Below are 25,642 nucleotides of genomic sequence, written 5' to 3'. Positions count from 1 at the left end.
CCCCCCCGCCGGGCACGAAAGGACGTTTCCCATGAACATCGTCATCTTCGGTCAGAAGGGCACGGGAAAGAGCACCGTCGGCGGAGCCTTTGCCTCGGCCACCGGCCTGAACGTTTTTGACACGGACGCCGAGATAGAGGCCCTTTACCGCACCCGCACGGGGCTCGCGAAGACCTGCCGGGAAATCTTCCGCGCGGTGGGGGAGGCGCCGTTCCGCGCGCTGGAACGCGAGGTGGCCCTCGCGGCGGCGGGGCGGGACTTCACCGTGGTGGTCACCGGCGGCGGGCTCATGCTCGACCCGGAGACCCGGCGCGCCCTGCGCCTCGGCGCGGTGATGGTCTACCTGCGCGCGGAGGAGGAGGTCCTCTGGGAGCGCGCCACGAAGCACGGGCTGCCGCCCTGGCTGGAGGTGCCGGACGGGCGGGACCGTTTCCAGGAGCAGACCCGTCACCGGGACGAGGTGCTTCGGCCCTTCGCGGACCTTGTGCTGGACACCACCTCCGCCGCGCCGGAGGAACTGGCGGAGACGCTCCGTGACCTGGTGGCGGAGGAGCTGGCGGTGCGCCAGACGGCGGCGAACACCTGCGGCGAGGTCATCCGCGTGACCACCTTCGGCGAGAGCCACGGAAAGGCCGTCGGCGCGGTGCTGGACGGCGTCCGGCCGGGCGTGGAAATCAGCGAGGAGGACATCCAAAAGGAGCTGGACCGCCGACGGCCGGGCCAGAGCAAAGTGGTCACCCAGCGCCGCGAGGCGGACCGGGTGCACCTCCTCTCCGGGGTCTACGAGGGCAAAACCACCGGCGCGCCCATCGCGATGGTCATCTGCAACGAAGACCAGCGCTCCATAAACTACGACACCCTGAAGGACCTGTTCCGCCCCGGCCACGGCGACTTCACCTTCTACAGCAAGTACGGCCACCGCGACCACCGCGGCGGCGGGCGGCAGTCTGGCCGCGAGACGGCCTGCCGCGTGGCTGCGGGCGCCGTGGCGCGAAAGATTCTGGAGGCCGAGGGTGTCCGCATCGTGGCCCACGCGGTGGAGGTGGCGGGCATCCGCGCGGAAAAATGCGACTACGAAACCATCGAGTCCAACCCCGTGCGCTGCGCGGACCCGGACGCGGCCCCGGCCATGGAGAAGGCCATCCTCGACGCACGCGGCCTGCGCGACTCCGTGGGCGGGATCATCCAGCTTGAAATACACAACCTGCCGCCGGGCCTCGGCGATCCCGTGTTCGGAAAACTCGACGCGCGGCTGGTGTCGGCCATCATGACCATCGGCGCGATCAAGGGGGTGGAGGTCGGATCCGGCTTCGCCCTCGCGCGCATGCGCGGCAGCGAGGCGAACGACGCCATGGCGGACGGCCGCCACGTCACCAACCACCACGGCGGCATCCTCGGCGGCATCTCGTCGGGCGAGCCCGTCATCCTGCGCATTGTGGTGAAGCCGACGGCGTCCATCGCCTCCAAACAGCGCACAATGGACCTCCAGGGCAATGCGGTGGAGGTGGAGGTGCTCGGCCGGCACGACCCCTGCATCGTCCCGCGCGCCGTGCCGGTGGTGGAGAACATGGCGGCGCTGGTGATTCTGGACGCCTGGGAGGTGCAGGAACGGATCAACCCCGAGTGGCGCGCGCGCCCCGTTCCGCCCTGCGGGGACACGGACGGAAAGGCCAAAAAATGAGTCCCGCCCCCGAAGTGAAGAAGGGGTTTCGCGCGCGGGTCGCGGCGCGCCTCCAGGCCTATCTCTTCCGCGGCCTGCTGGTGGTGGTGCCCCTGGGCATCAGCCTCTACGCCGTGGTCTTCATCTACCGGTTCACCGCAGCGCGGCTGGTCCCCTTCGTGCGCCCCGTCGCCGGGGAGCTTCCCGACGCGGCGGTGGTGCTGGCCGCCGTCTTTCTCTTTCTCGCCGCGCTTTTCGTGCTCGGCGTGGTCGCCCGGGCCGCCCTGGGCAAGCGCCTCATCCGCCTGCTGGAGCTGGTCCTCCAGAAGATTCCCGTGGTCAAGACGATCTACGGGGCGGCCAAGCAGGTGGTGGAGACCATGAGCCCCGGCGAGGAGCAGGTCAAGTACAAGGCCGCCGTGCTGGTAAGTTTCCCCACGCGCAACGTCTTTTCCCTGGGGTTTCTGACGGGAAAGTCCCATGTGGAGGGCGTGGGGGACCGGGTGCGCGTCTTCGTTCCCACCACGCCGAACCCGACCAGCGGCTACTTTGTCCTGTATCCGGCGGGGAACGTGTACTCGTCCGGCATCTCCGTGGAGGACGCTGTGAAATCCGCCCTGTCCGGGGGCATCCTGATGCCGTCCGACATGGACATGCGCCCCATCTCGGATGTGGATGCCCTCCTGCCCGAGGTGGGCGCCGAGCGGGACGAGGATGACCCCGCCGACCCGCAGCCCGCGATGAAACTCCGCCGCCGCGCACGGCGCCTTGGGCGGCGCGTGAGCGTGCTGGTGCGGAACCGCCTTCTCTCCGGATTGCTGCTCATCGTGCCCATCGTGATCACGGTGATGGTCATCCGCTTCATCTACAACATCAGCATCGGAAAACTGACCCCCCTCGCCCAGTCGGCCTTCGGGGACTTTCCCGCGCAGGTGGTCACCGTCCTGTCCGTGGCGGCCTTCATCGCCGGGGTGTACCTCGTGGGCGCGGTCACCACCGCCTTCCTCGGCCGCAAACTGGTGCAGATGGGCGAGTTCTTCATCGAGCAGCTGCCCCTGGTGAAGACCATCTATGGGGCGTCCAAGCAGATGGTGGAGGCGCTGACCTTTCAAAATGCCGGGGAGACCGCAAAGGTGCCCGTGCTCGTGCCGTTCCCGTTCCGGGGGGCCTACTGCCTCGGTTTCCTCATCGGAACCGCGCGCGACGCGGGCGGCACCGTGTACCAGCGCGTGTATCTGCCGACGACCCCCAACATCACCGTGGGCATGCTGGAGCTGTATCCCGAGGAGGATGTCCTTGTGTGCCGGATGACGGTGGAGGACGCGGTGAAGGCGATTGTCTCCGGAGGCATACTGGCCCCCGACCGCTTTGAGACCGAGTCCGTGAGGATGCCCGGAACGCGCGCGGAAGAGGATCGGGGGGAGACGCCATGAAGCGCTGGTACGTCCTGGGATTTGCCGCCGGACTCGTTGCCGTCGGCGCGTGGCTGGTCTGGATCCCCGCCAGGGACGCCTCCGCCCCATCCGCCAACCCCGTCAGCGTGGACGAGGGGGAGGCCCCCGCAGGCCCTGCGCCCGCCGCTCCCATGCCCGCCGCCCCCGTGCCCGTGCCCGCGCCGCCGAAGCCGGCGCCGCCGCCCGCCGCCCCGCCCGCGGACCCTTACACGCTTTCCACGGAGATCCTGCTGGAGTTCGTGGGGGACGGCGCGGCCTTCACGCCGGGACAGCCTGCGGACATCACGGTGCTCATGGAGTATTCCGGCGACGGGCCCGTCACCGCGCTGGGCCTGATGCAGGACCTGCCGCCGGGGTGGGCCTATCAGGAGGCCGTGGGCGGCGACCGGCCCGTGGTTGCCCCGAAACCCGGCACGCGCGGCGAGATCACCTTCGCGTGGATCCAGCCCCCCGTGTTCCCCTTTGTCTTCACCTTCCGCGCCGTGCCCGACGCAGCGGCGTCGGCCCCCGCGGCCCTGCGCGCCCAGGCGGTCTTCCGCAAAACGGGCGGTGAACTGCGCAGCGCGCCCGCAGAGGCCATGATGCAGCCCGCCGCGGCGGCGGCCCCGCCCGCAGAGACCGCGCCCGCAGGCTGACCCCCGCGTGACGGTCGCGGGGGAATCGGGTATTATGGCGGTGCCGTCCGCCCCGCGGACGCCTGTAACAACCGCCAGGAGACGTTCCCATGGGGTGCGCATGTCTTTTGCTCGCCGCGCTGCTCGGCGCGGCCGGGGAATCCCCGCAGGTTTTCGCCCTGTCGGCCAGGGTCAATGTGTGGGACGTGGAAAAGGGGGACATGAACGGGGACGGCCGGACGGACGTGCTGCTCCTCTGCTCGGACGAGGAGGCGTCGCCCCTGGACAAGGAGGTCCTGCTCTTCCTCGCCGATGAGGCCGGGGGCTATCCCGCCTCGCCCAGCGCCACCCTCCCCCTGCCGGAGATGTCCGGCGCCGTCCTGCTGGCGGAGTGCGACGGGACGCCGCCCAAGGAGGTGGTCGTGCTGGACGCCTACGGCGCGACGGTCCACGGGTTCCGCAACGGCGCGTTTGAGAAGACCGGCGGGGCGCGCTTCCCCTCCCTCCTTCCCTGCGGCTCGCGGGAGCCTGTCTTCCTCAAGAAAGCCGCCGTGGACCTGCTGGGCGACGGGCGGGATGTCTGGCTGATCCCGTCGCCGTCGGGGCTGCTCCTGCAGCGGCTGGACGGCCCGGTGGCCACGGTCGCCTGCGACGTGCGCAGCGAAATCCGCCGCTATGAGTCCACGCACATCACCCACCGGCTTCCGGCGGTCCACCCGTTCACCCTGCCCGGGGAGAGGGTGAAAGCCCTCGCGTTTCTCAGCGACGAGTACGCCGACTTCGCCTCCGGTGAGGGGTGGAAAGAGACGCACCGGTTCAAGGTGCCCATGACGCTGGACGAGAAGTGGGACGCCCACACGGCCATGGAGGACATCTCCGGAAACGGCCTGCCCGACCTGGTGGTGACGCAGGTGAAGGGCACGGTGAAAATGGTCGCCAAGACGCATGTCTACCTCGCGGAGAAGCCTTTCACCTACCCGGAAACGCCGGCGGCGGAGTTCACATTCAAAGGCGGCGTGTCCGCGCCGGTGCTCAAGGACGTGGACGGCGACGGGCGGCAGGACATCGTCCAGATCAGCATTCCCCTGGGCGTGACCAACTTCATCAACTACTTCGTGCGCGGCAAGATCGCCATCCACTCCGAGGTGTACCTGTTCAACGGGACGGACTTCGGAAAGAAGCCCACCTTCTCCACCAACCTCACGATGGACGCGCCGGAGGGCCGCGAGCGCGTGGCCTACACCTTCGGCGACTTCACCGGCGACGGCCGGCTGGACGTGGCCTACGGGAAGTCCGCAGACACCCTGGTGGTCCGCGCGGGGGAGGAGAAACAGTTTCTCGCCTCCAAGCCCTGCGCCTCCGTGGAGGTGCCCAGTTTCGGCATCGCCGAACCCGCGTCCCTCAACGGCAACCCGGCGGAGGACATTCTCCTCTTCCACCCCGGCGGCAAGAACGCGAAACGGGTGGACGTGGTGCTGTTCTAGGGCCGGGGAGCACGGACCAGCACGGACTTGCACGGACCCTCACGGACAAAGTCCATCCTGTCCATGTTGTCCATCCTGTCCATGTTGTCCATCCTGTCCATGTTGTCCATCCTGTCCATGTTGTCCATCCTGTCCATGCCTCCCGGGGGGTGCGCTTTTCCTGCGGCCATTCCCCTCCCGCTTGCGCGGGCGCGGGGGTTTGGCCCACAATGTCCGCGGCGGCATGGAAAGGGCGCATCATGGACGCGGTGGTCATCAACGGCGCGGTGCTGGAACTGGCGGCGGGCGACATCACGCGGGAGCGGGTGGACGCCATCGTGAACGCGGCGAACAGCACGCTGCTGGGGGGGGGCGGCGTGGACGGCGCGATCCACCGGGCCGCCGGGCCGGGACTCTTCGAGGAGTGCCGCACGCTGGGCGGATGCGCCACGGGGGACGCAAAGATCACCAAAGGCCACAATCTCCCGGCGCGGCATGTGATCCACACGGTGGGCCCGGTCTACCGCGACGGGCGGGGCCGCGAGGCGGAGATGCTGGCGTCGTGCCATGAGAAGTGCCTCCGGCTGGCGCTGGAGCACGGGCTGGAGACGGTGTCGTTTCCCGCCGTCAGCTGCGGGGTCTACGGGTATCCCCCGGAGGAGGCCGCGCGCGTCGCGCTGGGAACGACGGCGGACTTCCTGCGGAAGCGTCCCGGCCTGAAGAAGGTCCGCTTCCTGCTGTTTGCCCCGGACGTGCTGCGGGCGTTCCGCGCGGCGCTGGCCGGTCTGCCCGAGGCGGCGGCCCCGCCCGCAAACGAGGAGGAGTGATGCCGGACGGCAAGTACCTGGGCGTGATTCTGGCGGCGGGCCACGGCTCGCGCATGGGCCCCTTCGGCGAGGAGGTGCCCAAGCCCGTCGCGCCGGTCTGCAACAAGCCCCTGCTCGTCTACCAGATCGAGCACCTGCGGGCGCTGGGCGTCACGGACATCCTCGTGGTCATCGGCCATCTGGGCCACCGCATCACCGCCGCGCTGGGGGACGGGTCCGCCTTCGGCGTGCGCCTGCGCTATGTGGAGCAGGAGAAGCGGCTGGGCCTCGCCCACGCCGTCGGCCAGCTGGAAACGCTTGTGGACCGCCCCTTCCTGCTCTTCCTCGGCGACATCTTCTTCGAGATGGACCGGCCGGAGCGTCTGGTGGCGGAGTTCGAGGCGCGCGGCGCGGCGGCCGCGCTGGCCGTGCGGGAGGAGACGGACGTGGAGGCGGTGCGCCGCAATTTCAGCGTGCGCACGGACGGCGACGGGCGTGTCCTGCGGGTCATCGAAAAGCCGCGCTTCGTCGAGAGCATGCTCAAGGGCTGCGGCCTGTACCTGTTCAGCCTCCACATCTTCGACGCGATCCGGCGGACCCCGCGCACGTCCCTGCGCGACGAGTACGAGCTGACGGACTCGATCCAGATCCTCGTGGACCTCGATTTGGAGGTGCGCGCCGTGCCGGTGGTGGCGTGGGACATGAACCTCACCTACATCGGCGACCTGGTCGCCTGCTCCCGCCGCCGGCTGGCCGCGCTCGGGGTCCCCTCGCTCACCGGCGGGGGCTGCCGCATCGCGCCGGGGACCGAGCTGGTCGAGACGGTGCTGGGCGACGGGGTGGAAATCCGGCGGCCCGCGCGGCTGGAGCGCTGCGTGGTCATGCCGGGCGCGGTGCTGGATGACGGGGCCGACCTGTCGGACATGGTCATCACGCGGACCGCCCGCCTCCAGGCCTGACCCCTTTTCATTCCCCATCGAAGTGGTCCTTCGGAAGGGCCCGCGCCGCCTCCCGCAGCTTGGCCACCGCCGAGCGCAGGTCGCGGCAGGCCGTCGCGGGGCTGGTGCCCGCCCGCGCCGCGGCGCTCCGCATGTCGAGCCCCCCGAAGTAATAGAACCGCACGCAGGCCTGCTCGCGGGGCGTGCACAGCAGCGCCAGCGCCGCGCGCACCCAGCGCAGGCGGCGCTCCCGCACCTTTCCCGCCGCGAGGCGCTCGCGCAGGTCCTCGTCGCTCTCGTACCACATGGCCCGCGACGCGGGCAGGTCCCGCAGCCGCTCCGGCGCCACAGGCACCCCCAGGCGGTTCCCCCGGCTCTCGTCCTTCTCCAGTGCGTCCTCATAGTCTCCGGCGTGCTTCATCGCGCGTCTCCCCGTGTTGGCGGGCCGCAAACGGTCCGCAGGTTGGTGTTGCGCGGAGAGTGTGCGGGGGGACGCGCGAAAAAGTACTTTGCCCGGTGAATGACTATTCGATGCCGGGGCTTTGATTTGCGCGGCGGGGAACGGCGCGCCTATGCCGGGGCTATGAGGGCATGGAAAGGCCGGGGATCAGTCGTCGCGGCGGGCGACAAAGAACGCGTAGCCGTAGCTGTCGCCGTGCTCCTCGTACATGCGGATTTCGCGCTCTTCCAGGGCGAAGACCTCCTGCGCCCCGGGATTCCCGGCGTGGAGCGGACGCAGGATGGCCAGCCGCGCGCGGATGGGCAGGTAGTATCCGTCCATCCAGTCGGAGGAGGGCAGGATGAAATGCCCGAGGACCCGGTAGCCCGAACGGGCCAGCAGGTCGAGGTTTTCCCCGACGGAGGTGATGGCGGGGTATTCCGAATCCCAGAAGGCGCGGGCTTCCGCGGGCGGGGTGTCCGTCAGCCAGACAGCCTCGCTCAGGCCCAGCACGCCGCCGGGCCGCAGCAGGCGGCGCCAGGCGCCCGCCCCCGCCTCGAAACCCATGAAGTACACGGCGCCCTCGGACCAGACCACATCGTAGGCGCCGTCCGGGTCGGCCAGGGCACACATGGACTGGTTGCGGGGAATGATCTTTTCGGACAGGCCGGCCTCGGCGGCCCTGGCCGCCAGATCGTCGAGGAAAGGCTGATGGGTGTCCACCGCCGTGACAAGGCCGCCGGTGGCGCGGGCCAGGCAGAGCGTCTGCGCGCCGGGGCCGCAGCCGATGTCCAGGATGTCCGGGGCTGTGGGGAGCGGCCCGGCCAGGCGCAGGGCCCGGAGGGTGGAATCGTCGGACCCGGGGCCCTGGCGCGGCATGTCGCGGTGCACCTCGAAAAACATGGGAGGCAGTTCCATCGGTCGTCTCCTCTTTGCCGTTTCTTTGCGGCGGCCGCGCGGAACAGGGTAGCATATCCCCCGCGCGGGGAGCATGTCCCCGGCACGGGCAAGGAGGCCCCATCATGACCATTCGCGAGCGCATTCAGGAAGGCATCAAGCAGGCGACGAAGGACCGGAACACCCTGCGCACGGAGACCCTGCGCATGGCGAAGGGGGCGCTGCTGCTCAAGGAGAAGGAGTCGCCCCACGCCGACGGCGTCAGCGACGAGGAGGCGGTCGCCGCCCTGCGCGCCGAGGTGAAGAAGCGCCAGCAGAGCATGGAGACCTTCCGGCAGGTGAACCGCCTGGAAATGGTGGAGCAGCTGGAGCAGGAAATCGCCATCATTGAGGAGTTCCTGCCGGTGCAGCTCGGCGAGGCCGACCTCGAGGCGCGCATCCGGGCCTATCTTGCGGAGCACCCCGAGGTTAACCACGCCGGGAAACTCACCGGAGCGCTGAAGAAGGAGCTGGGCGACCTGGCCGACGGGCGGATGCTCATGGAACTCTGCAAGAAGGCGCTGGGGCAATAAGGAGAAATGCCGGAGCGAAGGGTCCGCTCCGGCATTTCCAGGGGATGGGTCACATCACCAGGGAGGAGGTCTTCGTTTCAGGCCGTCGGGGGTCGGCCGGTTATTTCTTGTCTTTCCCGCCGCAGCTCTTGCCCTTGCAGCAGGTGCTCTTGTCCGCCGGGCATTCCGTTGTGGAGGAGGCCAGGGCGGCGCTCACGGTCTGCGCCTGCACCGACGCGTCCACGCGGGGCGCGGCGGTTTCGTGGAGTTTCGCCTCTCCTGACGCCGGCGCGGCTTCCGAGGACGCGCCGCTCACGGGGCAGGCGCCGACTTTCTCGCCGCAGCTCTTGCCTTCCTGGTCACCGCAGGAGGCCTTCGACGGGAACACCGCCTCTTTCAGACGCATGACGGGGCAGGCACTGCCCTCGCAGGACGTTCCGGCCGTGGCCGAACCGTCGCCGGCCATGGCGGTGGCCATGCTGAGACCGCCCGCAAACAGCATGCCGAGCAACAGGATCAGCAGGAGGCTGCGCCCCGTCTTCTTGGGCGGTTTGGGCGACGCCTGGTTTTCCCAGACATACGGCGCATCCTCCGACTCGCCGCCGCAGGAACAGTTGCATCCGCAGCCGCCCTTGGGGGATTCTTCCACAACCTCAGGGGTTTGTTTGTTTTCGCTCATTTGACTCTCCTTGACCGCCAGTGGCCGGCCGGTTGTTTATCTCTGAACCTTGCGTTCACCATGGTTAACATCCGGTGCGCCCGCTTATTCCCGGAGATGGGAAGGGGGGAAATCATGGGAAGCCTGGGAGCGCCCCCCCCTATCCCCTATCCCCTGCCCCCGCATCGGCGTCCCGCGTTATTCCGAGGGGGGGCGGGTGTTGCTCTCATCCAGGCCGATGGTGATCCAGAGGATGCGCCCGAGGGTGCGCAGGGGCAGCAGGGGGTTGAGCATGGCGGTGACGGACGGAGGCACCAGGTGGCTGTCGTGGACGGTCCAGAGGCTGACGATGCCCGCGAGCACCGCCCAGGCGGACGAAATGACGAAGCAGGTCTGGAAGCCGCGCAGGCCCCAGGCGCCGATGACGGCGCCGGCGAGCAGGGGCGTGATCCCGAGGGCGAGGGCGGTGATGACGGTCCAGACGGCGGTATAGCCGACGCGGTTGGTTTCCGGAACCTGGTTGAGCATGGCGCGGTTGGCCGCAACGTTGAAGGCGGCGCAGAAAACGGCGCCGAGGACCATGACCCCGGCCATGCCGTAGTCGGCCAAGGGGGAGCCGACCGGCAGCAGCAGCACGGTGAACACGGCGCAGCCGTGGCCGATGAGGCTCTTGAACATGGCGCGGCCGCTGCCGTTCTGCTGGGTGAAACGGCCCCACGATCCGACGGTGAACAGGACACCGAGGCTGGAGAGGGCGTTGATGGACATGGTGGCGCTGTCGGGCAGGAGCAGCACGTCGCGCATGTACATGACATTGGCGGCGCCGAACCAGGACATGCTGGAGATGCCGAAGGAGGCCACCAGCATGAATTTGAGGAAGGAGGCGTCGCGCACGGCGGCGGCGCAGGTCTGAAACTCCTCGCGGAACCGGACGGCGCTCATCCCCTCCACGGCGGTGCCGCCGGGAATGCGGCGCATCCACAGAAGGCTCCAGAAACCCATCAGGATGCCGATGGCGTAGATGGCGAGGAAACGGTCTATGCCCGCGTCGCCGCCCGCGAGCAGGGCGGCCTGGGCCAGCATGATGAGCACGTTGATCACCTGGGTGACGGCGGTCTCGCTGCTGAAGTAGGCCGAGCGCTGGCCGGCGGGCACGATCTCGTGGAGCCAGGGAAGCCATCCCCCCGCGCCGAGGGCGCGCATGACGCAGAAGCCGAGGATGGCTGTGCCGAAGACAACCCACGAAAACTGGGGCCTTCCCCAGGCGAGGGCCAAAGGCAGGGTGAAGACGATGCAGCAGATGATGTTGCGCAGGCCCCAGGCCCACATCATGACGCGCTTGGGTCCCAGCCGGGGCACCCAGGGGACGGTGAGCAGCATGAGCACGGAGGTGAAGGGCAGGAACGAGAGCATCATGCCTACGAAGAACTCGGGCATGCCGATCTTGCGCGCCAGCAGCACCATGGAGGGGCCGACGATGTTCTGCCAGGAGACAACGTTCACCGCGACGAACAGCAGGAAATACCTCGGCGGGGGACCGAGCTCGCGCATGCTGCCGAAGAGGGGGATGCGGACCATCGCGCCCCCTACACTTCGATGTCGGCGACCGAGTTGAGCACCCAGGTCGGGCGGTAGGGGAACCGGTCTATGGCCTCGGGCGCGGTGACGCCGCTGAGCACCAGGATGGTGTCCATGCCCGCCTGAAGCCCGGCGATGATGTCTGTGTCCATGCGGTCGCCCACCATGACCGTGTTCTGGGAGTGGACGCCGAGGTGGTTCATGGCGCTGCGCATCATGAGGGGCGCGGGCTTGCCGATGAACAGGGGCGACCGGCCCGTGGCCCGCTCGATGAGCGCCGCCATGGCCCCGCAGGCGGGCACGATGCCGTCCTCCGTGGGGCCGGAGGAGTCGGGGTTGGTGGCGATGAAGCGGGCGCCCCCGGCGATCAGCCGGATGGCCTTGGTGATGGACTCGAAGTTCAGCGAGGTGGTCTCGCCGAGGACGACGTAGTCCGGGGCGTGGTCGGTGATGATGTAGCCCGCCTCGTGGAGCGCGCTGGTCACGCCGCTCTCGCCGATGACGAAGGCCGTGCCCCGGGGGCGCTGCCAGTGCAGAAACTGGGCCGTGGCCATGGCGGAGGTGAAGATGCGGTCGGCGGGAATGTCGAGCCCGCTGTTCTGGAGCCGGTGCGCCAGGTCGGCGGGGGTGTACATGGGGTTGTTGGTCAGCACGAGGTATTTGGCGTCGCGCCCGCGCAGGCGCGCGATGAAGTCCTGCGCGCCGGGGACCGCCGTGCGTCCCCGCACCAGCACCCCGTCCATGTCTATAAGGTAGTTTCTTGGCGTGTTCATGGGCTGTTTCCAAAGGGAGGGTTTGCCGCGTCCCGCGGCATGAGGCCGGCCACCGTCCGGCATGCTGGAAGTATCATACCCCATAATTGTTCAGGAGGTGTTAGCCCGGCCCGGGGTGGAACCATCCGGCGAAAAGGGGTATTATCCCAAGAGTAGGGGCGCGGGCTGGTGTCTGGTTTGGCGGCACCCCCCGTCCCCTGTGGATGTTATACCCATGGACAACAGCAAGTTCCCGATCATCGTCATCATCCTGGTGGTGCTCTTTCTGGCCGCGCCGCTGGTGATGAACGCCCTGCGGGAGCCTCCGGCCCCAGCCACCGCCCCCGCGGCGGCCCCAGCGGCCGCGCCGGGGCCCGCCTTTGCCCCGCCCCCGGCCGCCCCCGCCGCCCAGACGCCGCCGCCGCAGGCCTTCGCCCCGCAGCCGGCGCCGGCGATGCCCGCGCAGTCGGGCCTGAGCGCCGCCACGCTGCCCGGCACCGCCTGGCAGGCGCCGACGCCCTACGGGACCATCCAGATTCAGCTAAACCCCGGGGGGCAGCTGGTGGCGCATCACCAGATGGTGGGCGCGGTGGGGGGAACGTGGAACGTCTCCGGAAACCAGGTGAGCGCCACGGCCAGCGCCATGGGGCAGAACATCAGCATTGTCGCGGAGATCAAGGGGAACAACCTCTGGTACCAGGGGCGCGCCCTGAAGCGTATCCATTAGGTTCGGGCGGCGCGCCCGGGAGGACAAAAGCCATGCGGCGGTTTGAGGGCGCTTCGGTGTTCATCACGGGGGCCTCTTCGGGCATCGGCGCGGCGCTGGCGCGCGCCTTTGCGGCGGAGGGGGCGAATGTGGCCCTGGTGGCGCGGCGGCCGGACCGGCTGGAGCAGGTAAGCCGGGACATTGAGGCCGCCGGGGGGCGCGCGCTGGTGTGCGCGTGCGATGTGGCGGACGCGGAGGGGCTGCGCGCCGCCGCAGACACCGCCGCGGAGGCGCTGGGCGGCATAGACGTGGTGGTCGCCAACGCGGGATTCGGCGTTTCCGGATGCCTGGAGGCGCTGACCCTCGGGGACTACCGGCGCCAGTTTGAGGTGAATTTCTTCGGCGTCATCGCCACGATCCAGGCGGTCCTTCCCCACCTGATCCGGTCAAAGGGGCGGCTGGGCGTCGTGGGAAGCCTCGCCGGATGCTTTGGCAGCCCCACCACGTCGGCGTACAACGCGAGCAAGGCCGCCGTGATGTCCCTGACCGAGTCGGTCTACCACGAGCTGGACGAGCACGGGGTGTCCGTGACGTGCATCAACCCGGGCTTCGTGGCCAGCGAGATCCGCAGCGTCAACAATGAGGGGAAATACACGGGGAATCCCGACCCGGTGCCGCAGTGGCTGGTCCTGCCGGCGGAGAAGGCGGCGGCGGACATGCTGCGCGCCCTGCACCGGCGCAGGCCCGTGGTGTTCATCACCGCCCATGCGCGGTGGCTCGCCCGCCTGAACCGGCTGTCTCCCCGCCTGGTGCGGTGGGTCGTCCGCCGCATGACGCGGGGAAAGCTGGCCAAGTTCCAGGCCGCCCGCCGCAACACGCGCCCCGGCCCGCCCGACAGCGCGTGACCGCCCTTTTTTCGCCGCCGCAAGATTGAAAACGCCGGGGCGAAAGTGGTTTGATAGGGCTTCGGAAAAAGGGTTTTCCCCTGTTCACCGACAACCGGCGGACCGGTCTGATGCCGGCCGCCCGCAGGAGCATCGCATGTCCATTTCCTCCCAGAGCCGCCGCGATTTCATGATTGCCGGCGGCGCAGCCCTCGCGGGCATGACCCTGGCGTCGCGCGCCGCGCGGGCCGCCTCCGCCGAAGAACTCAAGCTCGGCCTCATCGGCTGCGGCGGGCGCGGCACGGGCGCCATGCAGAACGCCCTGCTGGCGGACCCCAACACGCGGCTGGTGGCGATGGCGGACGGTTTTGCCGACCGCATCGAGGAGAGCCTGAAAAGCCTGAAGAAGGGCCCCGCGAAGGACCGCGTGTCCGTGGACGACGGCGGCAAGTTTTCGGGCCTCGACGGCTACAAGAAACTGCTGGAGATGTGCGATGTGGTCGTGCTGGCCGCGCCGCCCGCGTTCCGTCCGGCCCATCTCAAGGCGGTGGTGGACGCCGGGAAGCACTGTTTCTGCGAGAAGCCGGTGGCGGTGGACGGACCGGGGCTCCGCGCCGTGCGGGCGACGTGCGAGGAGGCGGCGAAGAAGGGGCTGAATGTCGTTTCGGGCCTCTGCTACCGCTATGAGAACAAGAAGCGGGAGACGATCAAGCGGGTCCAGGACGGGGCGGTGGGCGACATTGTCACCATCGAGACGGTCTACAACACGAGCGGCCTCTGGCACCGGGGCGACAAGAAGGAGTGGTCGCGGCTGGAGTACCAGCTCCGCAACTGGATCTACTTCGACTGGCTTTCGGGCGACCACATCGTGGAGCAGCACATCCACAGCCTGGACAAGATGATGTGGGTCATGGGCGACGCGCCGCCCACGAAGGCCACCGCCAGCGGTGGGCGCACGGTGCGCACGGACGCGAAGTACGGCAATGTCTGGGACCATTTCAACACGGTCTTCGAGTGGGAGAACGGCGTGCGCGCCTTCAGCTCGTGCCGCCAGTGGGAGAACGCCGTCACGGCGGTGTATGACAATGTCTACGGCACGAAGGGGACCGCCAAGATTCAGGAGCACACGATCCTGCCCGCGGGCGGGGACGCGTGGAAGTGGTCCTCCGAGGAGCCCGATGACATGTACCAGAACGAGCTGGACGCCCTTTTCCGCGCGATCCGCGCGGGGGAGGTGATCAACAACGGCGACTACATGGTGAAGAGCAACGCCGCGGCGGTGATGGCCCGCATGGCCGCGTACAGCGGCCAGACGGTCACCTGGGACCAGTGCATGAACTCCGACCTGGCGCTGGTCCCCGAGGATCTCCAGTTCGGCGACCTGGAGGCCAACCCCGTTCCCGTGCCCGGACAGAAGGGGCGGCGCTACTTCTAGGACATAACCCGTGCGAACCGCCGGGCCCGGAAGGGCCCGGCACCATGGAGCAAACAGATGGAACGACGCGATTTCTTGAAAATGGCCGCGGTGGCAGCGGGGGTGACGGCCCTCTCGGGCGTCTCGTGCGCCGCGGAGGACGTCTCCCTCAGGGGACGGATCAAGAAGGCCGTGGGGCTGGGCATGGCCAAGGTGTCCGGCGGCCCGGCCGACAAGCTCAAGCTGCTCAGGGAGGTGGGGTTTGACGGCGTTGAAGTCGGCCCGAACGAGGTGGACCCCGACGTGCTGAACAAGGCCGCCGAGGAGGCGGGCATGAAAGTGCACGGCGTGGTCCACGGCTGGTCGCTGGACGACATCCCCAAGAGCATTGACTACGCCGCCGCCGTCGGGGCGGACTCGGTGCTGATCGTGCCCGGGAAGGTGGAGGACGGGGTGTTTTACGACGAGCTGTACGCCCGGTCCCAGAAGGTTTACCGGGAGGTGGCCATCCCCTACGCGGCCGAGAAAAAGGTGCCGCTGCTGGTCGAGAACGTGTGGAACAACTTCCTGCTGAGCCCGCTGGAAATGGCACGCTACGTGGACGAGCTGGACAGCCCCTGGCTGGCGGCGTACTTCGACGTGGGCAACATCCTCCGCTATGGCTGGTCCGAGCAGTGGGTCCGAGTGCTGGGCAAGCGGATCAAGAAGATTCACATCAAGGACTACAGCAAGAAGATCATGGAAGAGAAGGGCCTTTGGCCCGGATTCGACGTGAACATCGGCGAGGGCAGCGCCAACTGGGCGGAAGTCCGCAGGGAACTGGCGGCCATTGACTTCAACGGCTGGGCCACGGCGGAGGTCAACGGCGGCGACAAGGACCGCATGACGCAGATTTCCAGGGAGATGGACACGGTGCTCGGTCTGTAGGAGCCAGACGGGCGCCGCGCCGAAGCGCCCCGCCTGCCGGAAACACCCCCGGCCCGCCGCAGCCCTTTGCGGCGGGCCGGTTCTTTTTTTTCGCCCCCCCGCGCCCTCTGATCCACCGCTGTCGCCCCGACCGCCCCTGTCGCCCCGACCGATCCGACCGATCCGACCGATCCGACGGGTCCGACGGGTCCGACGGGTCCGACGGGTCCGGTCCGACAGGTCTGTTGGGCGCGATGGATGCGATGGGCACTCTCATGGCATAGAGAAACCGCCGACCCGCTTCTGCGGGCCGGCGGTTGTATTGCCGTGAGCGGGCGCCGCCGAAGCGGCGCCCGCTGTTGATTCGGTTACTTCCGGCGGCGGATCGTCACCGCCCCGCCGAGGGCGGTCAGGGCCGCCAGAAGCGCCAGGCCGAGGCCCGCCGCCGCCGGCGCGCCGACGTTCTTGACCGACACTTGGACGTGCTGCGACTCGACGATGTCCGTGTGGTTGTCCATGGCCATCACGTAGTAGGTGCCCGCATCGCCTTCTGCCAGACCGGTGAGGATCAGGGTCGCCGAGTTGCCAAGCGACGCCGGGCTGCCTTCCTTGCGCCACTCGTAGGCAATGGGCAGGTGGCCGCCGGACGTGGTCACCGTGAGGGTGACCGAGCCGCCCAGAGGCACCTCGCCGCCCGTCGGCTGCGTGACGATCTGGAGGTGCGGCCGCACTGTGATCAGCGCGTTGTTCGACGTGATGCTCTGATCGTCGGACGTGTCGGTGGGCGTGCCCATGTCGTCCGTCACGACCACGTAGTAGTTGCCGGAGTTCGCCTCCTGCAGGTTGCCCAAACGGCGCTCATTGACCGGCCACGCGAAGTACCCCTCCATCACCTGCCCGAGCGGGTCGTAGAAGACATAGGTGACGTCGCCCGTGTTGAACACCACCTCGCAGTTGATGACGAGGTCCTCCCCGATGTACTTCTTCTCGCTTGCAGGCTGACGCGAGAATCCGAACACCGCGTTGATGTTGACAAACGCTGGGTTCGAAGTCACGGTCTGGGGCACCGGGGTCCCGCTGTCCGTCACCTCGCAGCGGTAGATGCCGGCATCCGCCATGCCCGCCGAGGCGATGGTGTAGCTGGGGCCGAAGCCCACCTCGGTCCCGCCGCGGGTCCAGCGGTAGGTCAGGGCACCCTTGCCGCCCGTGGCGGCGGCGGTCATGGTATACGAGTCACCCGGGTTCAGATCAGCGCCAACAGGCGGGGTCGTGATCGTGATGTTGGGCGACACCTGAAGCACGGCGGCGTCGGAGACGACGGTCGCGGTGTGCTCGTCCGAGACAGCGCAGGTGTAAGACGCGGCGTCGGCCGCGCCGACCCCGGTGATGGTCAGGGTTGCCGCAGTCTGCCCGCCGATGTCCACACCGTCCCTGCGCCACTGGTACGTGAGCGTCCCAAAACCACCGGTGGCCGCCACCGTGGCCGTGAAGGTCTCGCCGACGTAGAGGTGGGCGCCCACGGGCTGCGCGGTGACCGCGAGGGCCGGCGCCGTCTGCAGGGTGGCGGGATCCGACACAACGAGCGGCAGCTGGGCCGGGCGGATGCCCGCCTCGCCGGCCGCGCAGGTGTAGACACCGCCGGAGGCCGCCGTGACCGGGTTGACCACATAGGTCGCGCCGTTGGCGCCGGGGATGTCCGTGCCGTCCTTGCTCCACTGGTAGGTGTACGCGGGGCCGTAGCCGCCCTGCAGCGCGGCCGTGAGGGTGAAGGAGCCGCCCTCATAGGCCCTGCCGCCGACGGGCTGCGTGGAGAACGTCAGGGGATCGGCGGTGACCGTCAGGACCGCGCCGTCGGACACGAGGACCACACCGGCGTTGTCGGTGACGACGCAGGAGTACTCGCCCTCGGTTCCCGTGGGGTTGACCGGAGCCGGCACGCCGTCCGGCGCGCCCGCCTGGCAGTCAGGCAGGGTCAGGGTCGCGCCGGTCGCGCCGGCGATGTCCGCGCCCTTGTACCGCCACTGGTAGGTGTACCCGGGCACACCGCTGCCGGCGGCCACGACCACGGAGAAGGCGGCAGGCGCGTGCACGTCCGCCGTCTGCGGGGCGGGCTGGGTCTGGATGGCCAGAACCGTGAGCAGGGCGCCCGCGCTGGTGGACGAGGTGCCGCCCGCGCCGGTGACCTCGCAGGTGTAGGTGCCCTGGTCGGCCGCCGTCAGGTTGGAGAGGTCCAGCGTGTCGGAGTTTCCGCCCACGGCCGTGGCGCCGCAGTACCACTGGTAGGTGTAGGGCATGTAGCCGTTCGCCGCCGTGACGGTGAAGGTGTGGCTGTCGCCGGCCTTCTTGTTCGCGCCGACCGGGTCGGCGGTGAAGGAGACGGGCACCCGCACCTCGAGGACCGCCGCGTTCGAGGCGATCCGGTCCCCGCCGGTGCGCGAGGCGTCACCGACCAGGCAGGTGTAGGACCCGCCGTCGGTCAGCTGGAGGTCGGACAGAACGAGGCCTGCGGCGTTCTCGCCGACAAGGTCCGCGCCGTCCTTCTGCCACTGGTAGGTGACCGTGCCGAAGGCGCCGGAGGCCGCCACCGTCATGGTGTGGCTGCCGCCCACGACCTTCTGCGCGCCCAGGGGCTGCGTGGAGATGGTGAGCGCGGACAGCTGCACCGTGAGCAGGGCCGCAGCGCTGCTGGCCGTGCCCTGACCAGCCGGATTCACGGAATTGCCGACGACGCAGCGGTAACTCCCGCTGTCGGCCAGCTGCAGGTCGGTCAGGTCGAGGGACGCGCCCGTCTGCCCGGGAAGGTCCACCCCGTTCTTCTGCCACTGGTAGGTCGGCGCGCCCGCAGGCGGAACCGCCGCCACCACGGAGAAGGTGTGGGACTCGCTGACGTACTTCGTGGCGCCAACAGGGTCTGTGACCACGGCAGCCGGAACAATCTCAACCGTCAGCTGCGCCGCGTTGCTGGTGTCAATGGACGCCGGGTCGAGGGTGTTGCTGACACGACACCGGAACTGGGCGCCATTGTCCGCCAGCGTCAGGGCGCCGGTGGTGTAGCTGTCCGAGTTGGCGCCGGGGATGTCCACCCCGTCCCTGGTCCACTGGTAGGTGTTTGCGCCCAGCGGCGGCGCGGCGGCCGTCACGGAGAACACTGCGGTCTGCGAGATGTACCGGGTCGCCGGGGCCGGATGGGCCGTGATGGAGACCGGGATGTTGTTCACCGTGAGGACCACCTGGTCGGTGTAGACGAAGGTTCCGGCGGGGTTCGCGTTGTTGTACAGGCGGCAGCGGTAGGTTCCGCCGTCCGTGGTCTGCAGGTTGTTCAGCGTCAGGGTCGGCGTGGTGACGCCGATGTTCGTCCACGTGCCGGTGTTCTTCTGCCACACATAGAGAATGGTGCCGGTGGTGTCCGCGGGGCTCTCCGCCACCACGGTCATGGAGACCAACTCGCTCACATACCGGGTGGCCGGGTCGGGCTGGTCCGTGATGGTGACCGGGATGTTCGACACCGAGAGGGTGACCAGGCTGGACGGGGTCGCCGGCGTGGCCACGGGATTCGCCGAACAGGTGACGAGGCACTGATAGTCACCCGCGTCGCCGGCGGCGAGGCTGGGGATGGTGAACGAGCTGCCCGTCTGGGCAATGTTTGCCCCGTCCTTCTGCCACTGGTAGGAGAGGGAGCCCACGGGCGGGGAGGCCACGGTCACGCTGAAGGTGTGCGACTGCGTGAAGTACTTGGCCCCGCCCTCGGGCTGCGCCGTGATGTTGGGCACGACCAGGCTCACGGTCAGCACCGCCTCGTCAGAGTAGGCGTAGGGCTCCGGGGGCCGCGTGGTGTCGCCGACGCGGCAGCGGTAGCGGCCGGAGTCCGCATCGGCCAGCGACCCGATGGTGTAGGTGGCGCTGGTGGCGCCGCCGACAGGCACGAACGCCGCGCCATCGTGCTTCTCCCACTGGTAGGTGAGCGCGCCGGTGCCGCCCGTGCAGACCACCTGGAAGCTGTGGGATTCCGTGACCCACATGGCGCCGCCCGCCGGCTGGGTGGTGAAGTTGATCGGGTTGGCCGTGACGTTCAGCACCGCGTTTGCCGAGACGATCAGGACGTTTGCCGCGTCCCGCACCTCGCAGGTGTAGGTGCCCGTGTCGCCGGCCACGAGCGAGCCGATGGTGAACGAACTGCCGGTCTGGGCAATGTTCGTCCCGTCCTTCTTCCACTGGTAGGTGTACCCGGGCACGCCGCTGTTCGGCGTGACCACGATGGAGAAGGTGTGGGACTGTCCGGGCACCTTGTCGCCGCCGGCCGGCTGGGACTGGATTTCCAGCACCGTCAGGGTCCGGTTGGCCGTCGTCGCCGTGCTGGTGAGGCTGTCAGACACCACGCAGGTGTACACGCCCTGGTCGGCGTAGGTGAGGTTGGTGAGGGCCAGCGTGGCGGAATTGCCGCCCACGGCGACCGCGCCGCGGTACCACTGGTAGTTAAGCGGGGTGTAACCGCCCGCGGCGGTGACGCTGAAGGTGTGCGACGCGCCTGCGGCGAGGTTGGCGCCCACCGGCTGCACCGAGATGGAGACGGGGTTCCGGACCTCCAGCAGGACGGGGTTGGAGAGGACTTCGGGCAGCTGCGAGGGCCGCGCGTTGTCGCCCACCCAGCAGCGGTAGTACCGCTCGTTCGCCAGAGCCAGAACCGGGATGTCGTAGGTGGCGCTGGTCGCGCCGGCGATGTTCGTGTAAGGCCCGGCGAGAGCCGTTGCACTCTGCCACCGGTAGGTGGCCGTGCCGACATTTCCGGTGACCGCCACGGTGAAGCTGTGCGAGCCGCCGACATACTTCTGTCCGCCCGCCGGCTGCTGCGAGAACACGATGGGGGACTCGGTCACCGTGAGAACGGCCGCATTGCTGGTGACCGTTCCCTGGCCGGGATTCACGGTGTTGCCAACCACGCAGGTGTAACTGCCCGAGTCGGCCCCCACGAGCGGGGACCGCGTGTAGGTGGAGTTGGTGGCCCCGGAGATGAGCGTGCCGTCCTTGTACCACTGGTAAGTCGGCGAACCGAGGGGCGGGGGCGTCGCTTCCACGGAGAAGGTGAAGGACTCGCTGACAAACCGCGACCCGCCCACGGGCTGGGTGGTGATGGCGGCCTGGACAATCTGCACGGTCAGGGTGGCCGCATTGCTGTTGGCCGAAGCCCCCGGGTCGAGGGTGTTGCCGACCACGCACCGGAACTGCGCATTGTTGTCCGCGAGGACCAGGGCCGCGGTGGTGTAGGAGGCGGTGGTGGCGCCGGAGCCGCCGACCACATTCTCCCACACCGCGCCGTTGAGCCGCTGCCACTGGTAGGTGTTCGCGCCCACGGGCGGCGCGGCCGCCGTCACCGAGAACACCGCGGTCTGGGAAATGTACCGGGTGGCGTTGGACGGATGGACCGTGATGCTCACCGGAATGTTCTGCACCGTCACCACGCCGTCGGCGCTGGTGGCGGTGGATCCGTCGGCCGTGCTGGTGACAATGCAGCGGTACCGCGCGCCGTTGTCACCGATGGCGAGGGCCGGGGTGGTGTAGGAGGCGGTGGTGGCGCCGGAGCCGCCGACCACATTCTCCCACACCGCGCCGTTGAGCCGCTGCCACTGGTAGTTCATGGGGCCGCCCAGAGGCTCCGTCGCGCCCACGGTGATCGTGGCCGTCTGGCTGACATAGACCGTCGGGCTGTTCGGGCCCGTGAGCACCGGCGTGCGGGGGTTGACCACCAGGGTCGCCGTGTTGCTGCGCTGCGGGGTGGGGTTCGCCGTGCAGGTGACCAGGCAGCTGTAGTCCCCGGCGTCGGCCAGGGTGAGGGCCGCCGTGGTGTAGGAGGCGGTGGTGGCGCCGGAGCCGCCGGCCACATTCACCCACGTTGACGTCGCGGTGTTGTACTTCTGCCACTGGTAGGACAGGGTGCCGGCGGGCGCCGTGGCCGTGAGGCTGAAGTTGAACGTCTGCGTGACGAACCGCGACCCGCCCGAGGGCTGCGGGGCGATGCTGATCGTCGCGACGTTCACCGCGAGGGGCAGGGTGCTGGACGTGACCAGGGCCGCCGGAGGACGGACCCCCGCCTCGCCGACGATGCAGGTGTAGGCGCCCGCGTCGCCCGCGGTGGCGGAGCCGATCACGTACGTGGCGTTGGTGGCGCCGGGGATGTCCACCCCGCCCTTCTGCCACCGGTAGGTCTTGGCGAACCCGGAGCCGCCGTTCACCGTCGCCGTGAGCGTGGTGCTCTGGGTCAGGTAGATCGGGCTCGCGGGGGCGGCGGCGATGTTGACGGACATGGCCGCGGCATTCACCGTGAGCACGGCCGCGCTGGACACCAGAATGGCGCCGGCGCTGTCGCGCACCTCGCAGGTGTAGCTGCCCGCGTCGGCCATGACGCAGGCCGCGATGTCGTAGGTGGCGTTGGTGGCGCCGGGAATGAGGGTGCCGTCCTTGAACCACCGGTAGGTGTAGCCGGGCACGCCGCTGCCGGCGAGCGGGGTGACGGAGAAGGACGCGGCCGTTCCCGTGGTCGCCGTGTCCGGGACGGGCTGCGTCTGAATGGCGAGCACCGTCAGCGTGACCGTGTTGGTGTCCACCCACGCGCCGGAGTTGTCGGTGATGCGGATAAAGTAGTCCGCCTGGTTGCCGGCCACCAGCGGGCTGAGCGTGAAAGTCGCGGTGGTGTCGGCAGTCGGCCCGATGTCTGCGGCCCAAACGCCGTTCACGTAGCCGCCGTAGGTGTAGGGGGGCACGCCGCCACTGATGGTGACGGAGAAGTCATGGCTGCCGCCCACGGCCTTGTTTCCGCCGACAGGCTGCGACACGATGCTCGGCGGCAGGACCACGGTCACCGTGACGATGTTGGATCCAATGCTCATGGACGTCGGGGCGGGCCAAGTCGCCAGAAGGCGGTACTGGCCGGCGTCGCCCGAAACCACGCCCGACTTCGTGTAGGTCTTTGACGTGGCGCCGGCGATGTTTGTCCACGTGCCGGAGATGTTCTTCTGCCACTGGTAGGTGGGCACGCTGTCGCCGCCGCGCGCACCCGAGGTGAGCGTGAGGGTGCCGCCCTGCGGCACGGTCTGGTCGGTCGGCTGCGGGTAAATCTCAGGCGCCCGCCAGCCGACCTCAATGACGGCCATCCGTGTCGTGCGGCCGCCCAGGGCGTCCGCCGCAATCGCGTTCGGCGGAACCGCCCCAAGCGGATCGGGCGGGTTGTAGATGGTCGCGGAGGTATAGGTCGGCGAGGTGTAGGTGTCCGAGTGGCGCAGCCACGGCTTGATATTGTTGTGGCTGGGCAGCAGGTACGAGAACTGGAGGTGGTTCGTTGCCAGGCCGGCGTAGCCGTTGCCGTCGGCCACGAAATCCGGCGTCCGGCTGCCGGGCGGGTCGCCCGTCCAGTACGGGTCGAGTTCGTAGTAGTTGAACAGGCGGACATCGCAGACCGTGATCTCGCACCGGGCATCATTGCTGGGGGTGATGCGGAAGTCCTGCGTGCCGGACCCGCAGACGATGAATTCCTTCATCATTTCGCAGTTCGGGAAAGAGCCATCCCCCCCTGAGGCCCCATACGCGTTGTTGGCCGCCCCGATGGGGGAGGTCCGGACCAGGCCCGCAGTGCCGCCCAGGGAGGCCTGCACGGTGCCCGCAGTGAGGCGGATGGTGTAGCTGACAATGTAGCGCTGCCCCGGAATGAGCGGACGCTTCATGCTGGTCGAAAGCTGCACCAGCGCTCCTGTTCCGTTAGCGGTCTTCCTCACCCGCTCGGAGGGGATAACGCTAAGGGGCCCGCCATTTTCCTGCCAGCCGAAAGACCCAAGAGTCCACCGGGCATTGTCGGTGGGGTTGTCTCCAAAAGAGCCGTTGTTGAGCTGGTTTCCCCCCTCCGAGCTCGGGAAACTGTGGGCATCCTCCCAGACCCGGGTGATGGGACCGGTGCCGCCGACATGGGTGACGACACCCAGGTCCAACTCGTCCCCCGACAACGCCGCCACTTTCACGCGCACGTTGTCCACGAGGCCTGCGAAATTCGCCGTGGGGATGATGCGGAAGGAGGGGTTTGCCCCGCCAGCCGTGAGGTAGACAACCTCGTTGTGCCAGTTTTCGTTGGTGGAGGTAAAGGTGCCGGAAACGCTGGTGCCCAGAGCCACGCTGATTCCGTTTGCGCTCTGCGTCGCGTCATCGTCGTTGGTCCACCGGTAGGCGAACTCCACACGGTAGGTCACGCCCTCGGTGATCTTGGCCGCCGCAGGCTGCTGGGCCTGGGTCTGCGTCACCTCGTTGGTGTTGCCGGCGGCTTTCCGGAGCACCCAGAAATACTCTGGCCCTCCAAAGTCCGTTTGCCCCTGGTTCCACCGGTCCCAGCCGGTGCCCAGCGTCCAGGAACCGCTCACTTTCTGGTCGCCGTTGGTAATGTGGGTGACCTGCGGGGTGCCAGCGGGCTGGTTCGTGATGCGGATGGGATGCTGCGTGATCCCCTCCCCCGTCATGAACGCCTCGCGCCAGGTGTTGGGGGGCCAGGTGGTGGCGGTGGGAAGGATCGCCACGCCACCCGCAGCGGAGTAGCTCTGGAGGTTGGTGTTGCCCGTGTTGTTGAAGTTTCCGCCGGGGCCAAACACGTTGCGCCTGCCGGAGGTGGGACTCGTGCCCCAGCGGCGGTAGGCGCTGTTTCCGGAGTTAAGATACACACCGTTGTTGCTCTTCTATGCGCGAAGCAAATTCCACATGTTGTCCAAGCCGGCAAGGTCCTGATTCTCCATGCTGGCGCACAGGGCGTCAATCAGCTTGCCGATGAAGTCACCATTGATGGCCGTGAACGAGGTGGTGTTGTTGCCAATGGTGACGAGTCCGGCCATGTAGTCCAGCAACAGTTCCCTGGTCAGGGACCCGCCATGGGCACCGAGCACGTCGGTAAGCACGGAGGGAATCCGCTCGTTCCCGTACTGTCCCCGCAGGAATTCATCGGCCGGCCGGAAAAATAGTAACTGTCTTTCTCCGTACACATGAAAGTCATTGTGCACTGCGTCGCGGTTGGCCACGAAGTCCGCCCGTATCTGCTCCTGGTCGGCGGCGCTGATGACGGAGGTGGGCACGCGGGTGCCCCCCCGCAACACGGCACTGAGGAGGGCGAGGGCATCATCTTCGTTGATGCCGTCGCCGTCGCGGTCGGCATCCGCCAGCCGGACGCCGAGCCCCGGGATGAACCCGGACAGCAGGGTGTCGAGCATGGTGCCGATCCAGTCGAAGTCAATGTCCCGCTCGTTGGCGGCCATTGCCGGTGGGGGGAGGAGGAGTGCCCCGCAGAGGAGCACCATCATGGGGAAGAGGACGCGTTTCAACATGCCGACGACCCTTTCACGGTTGTGGACCGCCTTGAACGGGTCGCGAAACGCATGCCCCCCGAACGCCGGGAGAGCGCGCCGTGTCCGAAACCAGCCCTTGGACGTGCCCTAAATCGGTGAACAAGCATAAACTGTCCACAAGTGCCCACGGCACTTGTCTCCGCCCGTCACAACCGACACTCACGTCCGTTCCGCACACGGAACTCTTCCCTCTGTCACAAGAATGCTACCCCAAAAGGCTCCCAGAGTCAAGCACTATTTTCAGTTCGGATCGCCGGATAAGAACCGGTCGCGGACGTGTTCGAAGGAACGCACACCTTGGGGATCCGCAGTGAAAGCGGCTGCGGCGTGGAAGGGGCGTGCTCACCCATGAGGTATGGAAAACCCGAGGTCTTCCGACAAGAGATTGCCGCGGCGGCCCGGGGTGGCCGCCTGCCAAGAAAGTACCGGGTTCGCTGGAGCGGCCGCGCCCCTGGGATCGCCACGCTTCCCCTTGGCTTTCGGGGAAACACGGATCGAACAGGCCCGCGCGGAAGAACCCAAGAGGCCAAGCTGGAGCTTGGCGAGCCCAGGGGGCG

The 25,642-nt window shown here is 68.4% G+C and carries 18 protein-coding genes; 11 read left to right on the top strand and 7 right to left on the bottom strand.

The genetic code is table 11. From position 1 onward, the window contains the following. Nucleotides 1–31 precede the first annotated feature (31 nt). From aroC to GXY15_10095, 6 genes are all read left to right on the top strand, one after another. Nucleotides 32–1,681, top strand: a complete 1,650-nt coding sequence (gene aroC / locus GXY15_10120) for a chorismate synthase (GenBank protein ID NLV41566.1) — start codon at nt 32–34, stop codon at nt 1,679–1,681. Continuing rightward, nucleotides 1,678–3,093 carry a DUF502 domain-containing protein gene (locus GXY15_10115; GenBank protein ID NLV41565.1) on the top strand — a complete coding sequence of 472 codons (1,416 nt, stop codon included), beginning with the start codon at nt 1,678–1,680 and terminating at the stop codon, nt 3,091–3,093. Before aroC ends, GXY15_10115 begins: the two co-directional genes overlap by 4 nt. Next, nucleotides 3,090–3,749, top strand: coding sequence for a hypothetical protein (locus GXY15_10110; protein ID NLV41564.1), 660 nt, complete (start codon nt 3,090–3,092; stop codon nt 3,747–3,749). The genes GXY15_10115 and GXY15_10110 overlap by 4 nt, the downstream gene beginning before the upstream one ends. A gap of 89 nt (nt 3,750–3,838) precedes the next feature. Then, nucleotides 3,839–5,212, top strand: a complete 1,374-nt coding sequence (locus GXY15_10105; GenBank protein NLV41563.1) for a VCBS repeat-containing protein — start codon at nt 3,839–3,841, stop codon at nt 5,210–5,212. A gap of 239 nt (nt 5,213–5,451) precedes the next feature. After that, nucleotides 5,452–6,018 carry an O-acetyl-ADP-ribose deacetylase gene (locus tag GXY15_10100; protein ID NLV41562.1) on the top strand — a complete coding sequence of 189 codons (567 nt, stop codon included), beginning with the start codon at nt 5,452–5,454 and terminating at the stop codon, nt 6,016–6,018. Then, nucleotides 6,018–6,956, top strand: coding sequence for an NTP transferase domain-containing protein (locus GXY15_10095; GenBank protein NLV41561.1), 939 nt, complete (start codon nt 6,018–6,020; stop codon nt 6,954–6,956). The genes GXY15_10100 and GXY15_10095 overlap by 1 nt, the downstream gene beginning before the upstream one ends. Nucleotides 6,957–6,963: 7 nt before the next feature. Here GXY15_10095 and GXY15_10090 read toward each other — a convergent pair whose 3' ends face one another. Both GXY15_10090 and GXY15_10085 read right to left on the bottom strand, forming a co-directional pair. After that, on the bottom strand, nt 6,964–7,356 hold the full coding sequence (locus tag GXY15_10090; GenBank protein NLV41560.1) for a sigma-70 family RNA polymerase sigma factor: 393 nt from the start codon (nt 7,354–7,356) through the stop codon (nt 6,964–6,966). Between the two features lie 186 nt (nt 7,357–7,542). Then, nucleotides 7,543–8,292, bottom strand: a complete 750-nt coding sequence (locus GXY15_10085) for a methyltransferase domain-containing protein (GenBank protein NLV41559.1) — start codon at nt 8,290–8,292, stop codon at nt 7,543–7,545. 104 nt (nt 8,293–8,396) lie between these two features. Here GXY15_10085 and GXY15_10080 point away from each other — a divergent pair, with 104 nt between their 5' ends. After that, nucleotides 8,397–8,843 (top strand): GatB/YqeY domain-containing protein, encoded by a 447-nt coding sequence (locus GXY15_10080; GenBank protein NLV41558.1) that lies wholly within the window; start codon nt 8,397–8,399, stop codon nt 8,841–8,843. Nucleotides 8,844–8,943: 100 nt separating this feature from the next. Here GXY15_10080 and GXY15_10075 read toward each other — a convergent pair whose 3' ends face one another. The 3 genes from GXY15_10075 to GXY15_10065 all read right to left on the bottom strand — a co-directional run bounded on the left by GXY15_10075 (nt 8,944) and on the right by GXY15_10065 (nt 11,831). Then, a complete protein-coding gene (locus GXY15_10075; protein ID NLV41557.1) occupies nt 8,944–9,501 on the bottom strand; it encodes a hypothetical protein in 558 nt (185 codons plus the stop codon). 177 nt (nt 9,502–9,678) lie between these two features. Further along, the gene (locus GXY15_10070) at nt 9,679–11,058 is read right to left on the bottom strand and encodes an MFS transporter (protein ID NLV41556.1); all 1,380 of its coding nucleotides are present in this window, start codon (nt 11,056–11,058) and stop codon (nt 9,679–9,681) included. An 8-nt stretch (nt 11,059–11,066) separates the two neighbouring features. Next, complete coding sequence (locus tag GXY15_10065) at nt 11,067–11,831, bottom strand: HAD family hydrolase (protein NLV41555.1); 765 nt, start codon at nt 11,829–11,831, stop codon at nt 11,067–11,069. A 214-nt stretch (nt 11,832–12,045) separates the two neighbouring features. On the opposite strand from GXY15_10065, the gene GXY15_10060 reads away from it, so the two are divergent. From GXY15_10060 to GXY15_10045, 4 genes are all read left to right on the top strand, one after another. Further along, a complete protein-coding gene (locus tag GXY15_10060; protein NLV41554.1) occupies nt 12,046–12,537 on the top strand; it encodes a hypothetical protein in 492 nt (163 codons plus the stop codon). A 32-nt stretch (nt 12,538–12,569) separates the two neighbouring features. Continuing rightward, nucleotides 12,570–13,421: an SDR family oxidoreductase gene (locus tag GXY15_10055; protein NLV41553.1), complete on the top strand. Its 852-nt coding sequence runs from the start codon at nt 12,570–12,572 to the stop codon at nt 13,419–13,421. A gap of 136 nt (nt 13,422–13,557) precedes the next feature. Further along, complete coding sequence (locus GXY15_10050) at nt 13,558–14,835, top strand: Gfo/Idh/MocA family oxidoreductase (protein ID NLV41552.1); 1,278 nt, start codon at nt 13,558–13,560, stop codon at nt 14,833–14,835. Between the two features lie 57 nt (nt 14,836–14,892). Further along, nucleotides 14,893–15,741: a TIM barrel protein gene (locus tag GXY15_10045; GenBank protein ID NLV41551.1), complete on the top strand. Its 849-nt coding sequence runs from the start codon at nt 14,893–14,895 to the stop codon at nt 15,739–15,741. Between the two features lie 347 nt (nt 15,742–16,088). Here GXY15_10045 and GXY15_10040 read toward each other — a convergent pair whose 3' ends face one another. Together GXY15_10040 and GXY15_10035 are read right to left on the bottom strand one after the other, a co-directional pair. Next, entirely contained in the window at nt 16,089–24,410 is an 8,322-nt protein-coding gene (locus GXY15_10040) for a hypothetical protein (GenBank protein ID NLV41550.1), read from the bottom strand. Nucleotides 24,411–24,425: 15 nt separating this feature from the next. After that, nucleotides 24,426–25,064, bottom strand: a complete 639-nt coding sequence (locus GXY15_10035; protein NLV41549.1) for a hypothetical protein — start codon at nt 25,062–25,064, stop codon at nt 24,426–24,428. Between the last annotated feature and the right edge of the window lie 578 nt (nt 25,065–25,642).

Source organism: Candidatus Hydrogenedentota bacterium (assembly GCA_012730045.1).
GTDB lineage: Bacteria > Hydrogenedentota > Hydrogenedentia > Hydrogenedentales > CAITNO01 > JAAYBR01.
Note: the sequence above shows the minus strand (reverse complement) of the source record. Positions and strands in the feature narration are given on the sequence as shown.